This is a genomic window from Pseudomonas sp. MIL9 (assembly GCF_016887925.1).
Lineage (GTDB): Bacteria > Pseudomonadota > Gammaproteobacteria > Pseudomonadales > Pseudomonadaceae > Aquipseudomonas > Aquipseudomonas mohnii.
Window position 1 is genome coordinate 68,409 of sequence record NZ_JAFEHE010000038.1, and the last position, 9,536, is coordinate 77,944.

A 9,536-nucleotide genomic window follows, 5' to 3' on the forward strand; every position below is an offset into this window, starting at 1 on the left:
TTGCCCCTCGCCACAGGTATCCGCGTTATTTCAAACCCACCCTGTACAACCCGCCGTTTTCTTCATCGGTCAGCACGTACAGGTAGCCATCCGGCCCCTGACGCACATCGCGAATGCGTTTGTTGAGTTCACCCAACAAGCGCTCTTCGTGGACCACCCGATCGCCGTCGAACTGCAAGCGAATCAACTCCTGAGTCACCAATGCACCGATAAACGCATTGTGCTGCCAGGCCTTGAATCGGTCGCCGTCGTAGAACGCCAGGCCGCTGAGGCCGGGGGATTTCTCCCAGACATGGTGCGGTGCGACGGTGCCTACGGCGGTTGTGCCTTGAGCTTCCGGGATCGGCTGGCCGGAGTAGTTCATGCCATGGGTGGCCAGCGGCCAGCCGTAATTCTTGCCACGCTCGATGATATTGACCTCGTCACCGCCCTTGGGACCGTGTTCGTTTTCCCAGAGGATGCCGGTCCAGGGGTTAAGCGCAGCGCCTTGCGGGTTGCGATGGCCGTAGGACCAGATTTCCGGACGCACACCGGCCTGACCGACAAAGGGGTTATCGTCCGGCACCTTGCCGTCGGGGTAGATCCGCACCACCTTGCCTTGCAGTTTGTCGAGGTCCTGGGCGGTCGGGCGGTCGTTGTTTTCGCCCAGGGTAATGAACAGATAACCGTCCCGGTCGAACACCAGCCGCGAGCCGAAGTGATTGCCGACCGACAGCTTCGGTTCCTGACGGAAAATCACCCGAAAATCCTTGAGTGAGGCCAGATCTTCAGACAACCGCCCACGACCGACAGCGGTCCCTGCCTTATCCCCCTGGCCACCGCCTTCGGCATAGGACAGGTAGATCGTACGGTCCTGCTTGAAGTCGGGTGACAGCGCGACATCCAGCAATCCACCCTGCCCCCTGGCCCAGACCTTGGGCACGCCGCTGATTGGTGCCGACAGTTTGCCCTCAACCGTCACCAGCCGCAGATTGCCGGGCCGTTCGGTCACCAGCATGCCCTGGCGGTCAGGGAGAAACGCCAGGGCCCAGGGATGTTCCAGCCCGGTGACGATCGGCGTGACCTGAAGCGTGCCCTGCTCGCTCTGCATTTCCTGAGCCGGCGCTGCCATGGCGGGTAGCGTAGTGGTCATCAAGGCGCTGGCGCAGACAGTGGCCAGAAGCGTTTTACGCAACATGCACGATTCCTTTTGTCAGAGGAGAAATGACCGACAGCCTGGCTGCCCGGCCATCATGGGTTGCGGGTGTCCGAGTCTCGCTGAAGCGGGTTGGGAATGAATTTGGGTGGGCTGGCAGACGCCGGGCGATCCTGGGGATAGCGATTGCCAATACCGCCATTATCGAGGGTCGGTGGCCGCGGTACCGGCACAGTGTTCGGCCCGCGGATGGCCGGCGTATTGGGCTGCGTGCCCTGCATGCTGTTTGGATTCGCGCGGCGAATCGGGCTGTTGTAGGGGTTGTTGTTGCCCGGCAGGTTTTGGGCGATCTGCAACGGCGCACCTGCCCTGGCAACTTCAGCCTGCACCGTTTGGCTGATGACGCCGCTCAGGGCGAGCGTGATGAGGCCAAGCATGCATCGGTTCATGGGGAGCCTCTCGACGTGAGCCAGAATAGAGTCTTCGATAGCACGCTACGCTCGGGGTTCGTATTTGTTAACAAAAACCTCCGACAAGATGTAACACGACGTTGACGCCCCATCGCGGCGGGGCTCAATGCGGCTGAAACTTTTTCAAGAGGCGACGGGTCACCTGATCATCACTCACGAGTAGACGACCATGGCGCGGGCAATCTGGAAGGGCGCAATCAGTTTCGGCCTGGTGCACATCCCCGTGGCGCTGGTCTCGGCAACGTCTTCCCAAGGGGTGGATTTCGACTGGCTCGACAGCCGCAGCATGGACCCGGTTGGCTACAAGCGCGTCAACAAGGTCACCGGTAAAGAAGTCACCAAGGAACACATCGTCAAGGGTATCCAGTTCGAGAAAGGTCGATACGTGGTGCTCAGCGAAGAGGACATTCGCTCGGCGCATCCTCTGTCGACCCAGACCATCGACATTTTTGCCTTTGTCGATAGCGACCAGATTCCCTTGCAGAACATCGACACGCCCTACTACCTGGCGCCGGATAAACGCGGGGGCAAGGTTTATGCGCTGTTGCGCGAAACGCTCACCCGAACCCAAAAAGTCGCCCTGGCCCGCGTGGTGCTGCACACCCGCCAATATCTGGCCGCGCTCATGCCGCTGGAATCGGCCATCGTGCTGATGAAACTGCGCTGGCCGGCAGAAGTACGCAGCCTGGACGAGTTGGCGTTAGGCCCTGACGTGACCAAGGCCGAGCTGACCAAGGGCGAACTGGATATGGCCAGGCGACTGGTGGAGGACATGAGCGCCGAATGGTCGCCGGATGACTACCGGGATGAGTTTGAAGACAAGATCATGGCCCTTGTGGACAAGAAAGCCCACGAAGGCAAGATTGAGGACGTTGAAACAGCCACCGGCGAAGAGCAACGCAAAACAGCGGATGTCATTGACTTGACCGAGCTGCTCAAACGCAGTCTGGGCAGCAAGGCGCCAGGCAAGGCGACCGCGAAGCCCAAGCCATCCGCCAAACCGGCGGCGAGAAAAAAAGCCAGCACGTAATGAGCGGGGCCGACCAGGATCATCGCAGGCAAGCCCGCGACGCCTTCGGTCGACCCGGCGAAAGAGTCAGACGAGGATGAAGATGGCCAGCAACCCGCCAAAGATTGCCCACTTTTCCACGTAATAGCGTGTGCGGTTGCGCTTTTTCAGTTCTTTGCCGCGCAGACGAATTTTGTAGATTCTGCCGAACAGTCGATTGATGCCGCCGGTCTTGTCACCCGCCTCATTCGGCGCGCCGGCCGCCGCCATCACATTGCGGCTGAACCAGGTGTTGAACGCTGCCGCCCAGCGATACTTCATCGGGCGCTCAACGTCGCAAAACAGAATGATGCGGTTCTGCTCGGTGGCGTTTTCAGCGTAATGGATGTAAGTCTCATCGAACATTACCGCTTCACCGTCGCGCCAATGGTAGTTCTCGCCATCGACATTGATGTAGCAACCGGCATCGTTGGGGGTTTCAAGGCCCAGGTGATAACGATAGGAACCCGCATACGGGTCGCGGTGACGCACCAGTTTCGAGCCTGGAGGCAATTCGGCGAACATCGCAGCCTTGATCGAACCGATGCTCTGCACCAGCTCGGTGGTGCGCGGACAGAGCTTCATCGCCGATGGGTGGCTGTCGCCGTACCACTTGAGGTAGAAGCGTTTCCAGCCTGATTTGAAGAACGAGTTGAAACCGACGTCGTCGTACTGGCTCGAGCGTTTGATCTCCCCTGCCCGCAACAGGTTTTGGCCTTCGGCGCGGATTTCTTCCCAGTGAGCCTGCAACGGGCTCAGGTCGGGAAAGTCGGCAGGATTGAGGAAAGGTTTGTTGGGAATCTTCGAGAAGAGATAAAGGAAGCAATTGATCGGGGCCAGAAACGTCGAGTGATCGCTCAACTGGCGGCCCAGCTTGTGTCGAACCTGCCCTCGCAGGTGAACGTATGCGATGGAGACAACATAGATAGCGGCAATAATGAGTTTCACGGAAATCGTCACACGTCAGAAGTGAACAAACTGCGCCCCTTGGCAGCCCTTGGCTCAGGGGCTTGTGCAGAGTCTGAATACGAAAGCTGTCCCGATGGCGCATCCTTGAGCCGGCGCTGATTATCGGCACCCGATGATCGGCGGCATTTTAGCCACAATTTGTAACCAAAAGTGAACCGAAGCCGTGAAAATCTGTCTGATCAGGCCGCCAAAACAGCACCGCTGCCTTTTGGCCTTATCGTTTTGAGCACCAGACCAGCCCAAACTTTTCGCGCCCCCCTGATTGACCGGCCTCAGCGCACTTCGACTCGGGCCAAGCGCTTCACATGCTCCTGTCCACTTGTTGCCAGATCGATCTTCCGCTTCTGACCGGGGTGCGTTTCCCGTGATCCGAATGGCGGAACGTGGACTGATTCGGTACTGCCTCAACCCTGGCTATGAATCGCCCCGCGTTACTAGAATAATTCGGATTGTCAAATTTCTCTCTGCTCCGAAAGTTCTAGAGCATCCGTAACCTCAATCTCGCGTTGGGCCTCGATCTTCCTGACGAATTCTGGAATCTGATCGGTGGGCAATGGCCGGCTAAACAAATATCCCTGAACTTCGTCGCAACCATTCTGACTCAGAAACTCCCACTGCGCCGATGTCTCCACCCCCTCGGCAATAGTGATTAAACCCACGCTATGAGCCATTTGTACGATGGTCTTGACTATGGCTCGATCATCGGCATCGATTGCGATATCACGCACGAACGACTGATCGATTTTGAGTTTATAAATCTTGAACTTCTTGAGATAGCTCAACGAGGAATACCCGGTCCCAAAGTCATCGATGGACATACGTACCCCGCGCGAGTGCAAGTTGTCCATGATCTCGATGGCACGCTGCGGCTCGCCCATGGCCACACTCTCGGTCAACTCCAGTTCGAGATACTCTGGAGGAAGTTGTTCCTCACTAAGAATTTCGGAAATCAATGTCGGCAGATCCGGATTCTGGAACTGCACTACCGATAGATTGACCGCCATGACCACGGGAGGCATACCGGCGTCCATCCAGGAACGCAGTTGTCGTACTGCCGTGCGCAACACCCAGGCACCAATGGGATTGATCTGCCCATTACTTTCCGCTAATGGGATGAATTCAGCGGGCGAAATGTGACCCAACACCGGATGGTGCCAGCGCAACAATGCCTCCACGCCAACAACACGGTGCCCATCAATAGACAGCTGTGGTTGGTAATGTAAATAGAACTGCGCCTGTTCCAGTGCCTGGCACATGGCACTTTCAAGTGCCAACATACGCTTTATGTGAGTGCGCATTTCTTCGGTGAAGAAGCGGTAACCATTGCGTCCTTCGTGCTTGGCCCGGTACATGGCGGTGTCGGCGTGCTGGTACAGAACACTGTATTCGGCGCCGTTTTCCGGGTACATGGCTATGCCAATGGAAGACGTTGCGGTCAAGGTATGAATGCCAATCTGATAGGGCTGCGATACCGATTCCAATAGTTTGGTCGCCACCGTGGCAGTGCCGCGGGTATCGGCATCGGCCAGCACGATCACAAACTCATCTCCGCCAATGCGTGCCACAGTATCGCTTTCACGCACTACAGCTGTGAGGCGCTTGCCAACTTCAATCAGCAAGTTGTCACCCAGGCTGTGGCCCAGGCTGTCGTTTACATTCTTGAAATTATCAAGGTCCATAAACAGCACCGCCACATGCGTTTGGCTACGTGCGGCTGCCTGGATGGCACGGGTTACACGATCATGCAGCAGGTTGCGATTGGGTAACCCGGTTAGCGGATCGAAGTTGATAAGCTGGTTGATCCGTCGTTCGTGTTCGACGCGCATCGTAACGTCAAGAACGGATGCAATGACGTAGTGCCCTTCGTCATCGGAAATCGGTGTCAATCCGATTTCAACCCGAAATTGATGCCCCGACTTGTGTTTTCCAATCAGCTCCCTGCCCTCGCTATGTTGCCGCTTCACAGGGTTTTGCAGATACCCTTGCACCAGCTTCTCGTGGTTTTTGCGATATGCGTCGGGAACCAGCACCTGAATCGACTGACCTATCAATGCATCGGCTTCATAGCCGAACATGATGTCGGCCTGTGCGTTGGTCAAGGTGATATGCCCCCGTTCATCCACCATGATCATGCCTGTGGCCGAAGCCTCGACCGCCAACGCCAGGTTTTTGCGAGCCCGCATCAGTTGGAGAAACGGACGATCTACTGACTCCACCACCACGGCGCGGTAAATGACCAAATAGCTGATGACTTTATAAATGTGTCCCAGCACGTTGTATATTCCATTCATGCTGGTGTAGAGCGTGAAGAAGAGTTCGCTCATCGCCGTCACACTCACCGCACTGAACAGAAGTGCCGCGTTGAAGGGTTGCGGCTTTCTCATCTTGATCCAGAGCGTCGCCATCGTGGTCAGGTTGATGGCGATTAACAGGTACTCCAGGTTTATTTTTAATGACGTCAGCCCCTGGCCGGGAATGAACAGGTGAGGCAGCCAATCCTGGTAGTGAATGACCATCCAATTAACAATTGCGGTGAGTAACAACAGGGCTGAGAAAATCAGGTATTTGGTGAAGACCGTCATCAAACGTTGCCAGGAACGCAATGTCACCAAGAGCAACGTGATGGCGGCCACAAACCGTGCTGAAAGCCAAAAATAGAGGTGTTTCTCTGAGTCGTTATGCGATAGAAAATCGGGCATGCCTGCATAGGAGGCGGCATGCAAAAAATCCATCCAACCCACGACAAAGAAACCGCAGGCCAGAAACACCAAGTTGCCCGAGGTTTTCCCCAGATTGGAATTCCAGCCTACCGCAAACACCATCATGGCAATTACGATGGAAACTGTTTCCATCAGCATATGCCCTGGGAGGTAATGCGGAATGCCTATGCCATTTGAACCGGCCGAAATTGCCCAAGCGATGAACTGGCATATGGCAAGTGCCGACAGCAATACCGCCATACGGTGCATGGAAGCACGATGTGAGGAGTGCACCCGCCAAATTGCAATCCGTTCGATCTGAGGCTGTTTGTTATCGTTTCCCATTTAAAGCGATGGCCCTTGAAGCGGATGGAGAAAGTCAATTCAAATACATGATTTATTGCGATCACAACCTTGTAGGTTGACAACGTATTCCCGTTGGAACAGTCCGCAGCTAAAAGGCAAACCTCCCAACACTACAACCACTCGAGATTAAAAGATAGCACTTGGCCATCCATCCAAATGTTTTTTCCTTGTTTTACGAGTATTGGCAGCAACAGCCCGGCATAGGGCGTTTTCTGACTTTGAAGTCTGATGCGAATCGTGTGTTTACCGAAAACACTAGAGTACGAAGCTCGCGCTAAACAATTTAGCCAGCCTGTTGCGTCGATTAGTTGAATCCACAGCCCGAAGCGTAAAAATGCCTCTGGATTGGCGGTTAGGTTAGAACTGCATCCCAACTACGCCGATCTGTTCCCTGGATCAACGACGCGACTCGGTGGCATTCCAAGCGCCCATGAGTACGCCCAGCTTTGGTTCGATGGCCAGGTTATCGCTGAGGGCACTCGAAATAACTACAGGGGTGCGCTGAACCTCTACTGAATTCAGCCCTGGTACGCATAGACTTGATTACCACCACCCTCCTGCGCCGAATCATTGCGGCCACGGAGAGGACTTTCCGGGTGTTCGCCGCAAGGCTCTGGTCAGGCTCTCGACGACGCTGGAAGCCGCAGTTGCCGAAGCGCTGATCAAGAAGAACCCGGCTAACGCACCAAAACCGGAAAAATCGTTTCGTACGACTCAACGAACGTGCATGGCGCGCGCTGGAGTTCGCCCGCCAGTGCGCCGTGCGCCGTGCAAAAGGCGTCGGCAAGGTCAAGACCACGTCCCGGGTGTTCCCGCCGTCGAAGAACAGCGAGTACAGCAAACAGACCTCCGATCCCCACAACCAGTGGAGGCCGGCACTCCAGGCACTGACGATGCCTTATCGACCACCGTACAACTGCCGTCATACTTATGCGACAATATGCTTAATGTCCAACATGAACCCCGCATTCATCGCTCAGCAGCTTGGCCACAGCGTCCAAATGTTGCTGACGACGTATGCGCGTTGGCTCAACTCAAGCTCAGACTGGGCGGAGCTGGAAAAGCTCCAGATTGGTATCAAATCGGTATCAGGCAAAAAAACCAGCTCTAACCCATTGATAGGTAAGGTAATTGATCTCCACAGCTAACATCACCATGCAGTTCGGCGCCAAGCCGTTGTTCGAAAACGTTTCGGTCAAATTCAACGGCGGCAATCGTTATGGCTTGATCGGCGCCAACGGTTGCGGCAAGTCGACCTTCATGAAGATTCTCGGCGGTGACCTCGAGCCATCTGGCGGCCAGGTCATGCTGGAGCCGAACGTACGCCTGGGTAAATTGCGCCAGGACCAGTTCGCCTACGAAGAGTTCACCGTGATCGACACCGTGATCATGGGTCACGAAGAACTGTGGAAGGTCAAGGCCGAGCGCGATCGCATCTACTCGCTGCCGGAAATGAGCGAAGAAGACGGCATGGCCGTGGCCGAGCTGGAAACCGAATTCGCTGAAATGGACGGCTACACCGCCGAATCCCGCGCCGGTGAGCTGCTACTGGGCCTGGGGATTCCCCTGGAACAGCATTTCGGCCCGATGACCGAAGTCGCTCCAGGCTGGAAACTGCGGGTATTGCTCGCCCAGGCCCTGTTCTCCGATCCGGAAGTGCTGCTGCTCGACGAACCGACCAACCACCTGGACATCAACACCATTCGCTGGCTGGAAACCATTCTCACGGCGCGTAACAGCACCATGATCATCATTTCCCACGACCGTCACTTCCTCAACAGCGTCTGCACCCACATGGCCGACCTGGACTACGGTGAGCTGCGCCTGTTCCCGGGCAACTACGACGAGTACATGACTGCCGCGACTCAATCGCGCGAACAATTGCTCTCGGACAACGCCAAGAAGAAAGCCCAGATCGCCGAACTGCAAACGTTCGTCAGCCGCTTCTCGGCCAACGCCTCGAAAGCCAAACAGGCCACTTCCCGCGCCAAGCAGATCGACAAGATCCAGCTGGCCGAGGTCAAGCCGTCGAGCCGCGTGAGCCCGTTCATCCGCTTCGAACAGACCAAGAAGCTGCACCGTCAGGCCGTGACCATCGAGCAGATGTCCAAGGGCTTCGACGGCAAGACCCTGTTCAAGAACTTCAGCTTCACCGTTGAAGCCGGCGAGCGCGTTGCGATCATCGGCCCGAACGGTATCGGCAAGACCACCCTGCTGCGCACCTTGATGGGCGAGCTGACCCCGGACGCCGGTTCCGTGAAGTGGACCGAAAGCGCGGAACTGGGCTACTACGCCCAAGACCACGCCCACGATTTCGAAGACGACGTCAGCCTGTTCGACTGGATGGGCCAGTGGACTCAAGGCGAGCAGATCATTCGCGGCACCCTGGGCCGCATGCTGTTCTCCAACGACGAAATCCTCAAGTCGGTCAAGGTCATTTCCGGTGGTGAGCAAGGTCGCATGCTGTTCGGCAAGCTGATCCTGCAAAAGCCGAACGTGCTGGTGATGGACGAACCGACCAACCACCTGGACATGGAATCCATCGAAGCGCTGAACCTGGCGCTGGAGAACTACCCGGGCACGCTGATCTTCGTCAGCCACGACCGTGAGTTCGTGTCCTCCCTGGCCACCCGCATCATCGAGCTGAGCCCGAATGGCGTGACCGACTTCAGCGGCACCTATGACGACTACCTGCGCAGCCAGGGTGTGGTGTTCTAAGGGCAGCCATCGGTTTCAAGCTGCCAGCTTCAACTAAAAGCCCTGTCCTTGTGACGTAATGCTGTTCACTTAAGCGGAGCAGCCTTACGGTCCACTGGAAACCGGGTCTTTGAAATCTTCACCGTCCTTGG

The 9,536-nt window shown here is 56.4% G+C and carries 6 protein-coding genes and 1 pseudogene; 3 read left to right on the forward strand and 4 right to left on the reverse strand.

The features are described 5' to 3' along the window. Positions 1-25: 25 nt before the first annotated feature. Together JQF37_RS30315 and JQF37_RS30320 are read right to left on the reverse strand one after the other, a co-directional pair. Positions 26-1,177 (reverse strand): PQQ-dependent sugar dehydrogenase, encoded by a 1,152-nt coding sequence (locus tag JQF37_RS30315; protein WP_130209415.1) that lies wholly within the window; start codon positions 1,175-1,177, stop codon positions 26-28. A gap of 53 nt (positions 1,178-1,230) precedes the next feature. Next, entirely contained in the window at positions 1,231-1,584 is a 354-nt protein-coding gene (locus JQF37_RS30320) for a hypothetical protein (RefSeq protein WP_130209417.1), read from the reverse strand. A gap of 190 nt (positions 1,585-1,774) precedes the next feature. Between JQF37_RS30320 and JQF37_RS30325 the strand changes: the two genes are divergently transcribed. After that, positions 1,775-2,635 (forward strand): Ku protein, encoded by an 861-nt coding sequence (locus JQF37_RS30325; protein WP_130209419.1) that lies wholly within the window; start codon positions 1,775-1,777, stop codon positions 2,633-2,635. A 66-nt stretch (positions 2,636-2,701) separates the two neighbouring features. Here JQF37_RS30325 and lpxO read toward each other — a convergent pair whose 3' ends face one another. Together lpxO and JQF37_RS30335 are read right to left on the reverse strand one after the other, a co-directional pair. Then, positions 2,702-3,601 (reverse strand): lipid A hydroxylase LpxO, encoded by a 900-nt coding sequence (gene lpxO, locus JQF37_RS30330; RefSeq protein WP_130209421.1) that lies wholly within the window; start codon positions 3,599-3,601, stop codon positions 2,702-2,704. A 473-nt stretch (positions 3,602-4,074) separates the two neighbouring features. Next, positions 4,075-6,591, reverse strand: a complete 2,517-nt coding sequence (locus JQF37_RS30335; RefSeq protein WP_189340444.1) for an EAL domain-containing protein — start codon at positions 6,589-6,591, stop codon at positions 4,075-4,077. Positions 6,592-7,062: 471 nt separating this feature from the next. Here JQF37_RS30335 and JQF37_RS31605 point away from each other — a divergent pair. Together JQF37_RS31605 and JQF37_RS30345 are read left to right on the forward strand one after the other, a co-directional pair. After that, positions 7,063-7,835: pseudogene (locus JQF37_RS31605) on the forward strand (hypothetical protein); the annotation flags it as partial. Then, a complete protein-coding gene (locus tag JQF37_RS30345) occupies positions 7,819-9,405 on the forward strand; it encodes an ABC-F family ATPase (protein ID WP_090321229.1) in 1,587 nt (528 codons plus the stop codon). The pseudogene JQF37_RS31605 and the gene JQF37_RS30345, both read left to right, overlap by 17 nt. The last annotated feature ends 131 nt before the right edge of the window (positions 9,406-9,536 follow it).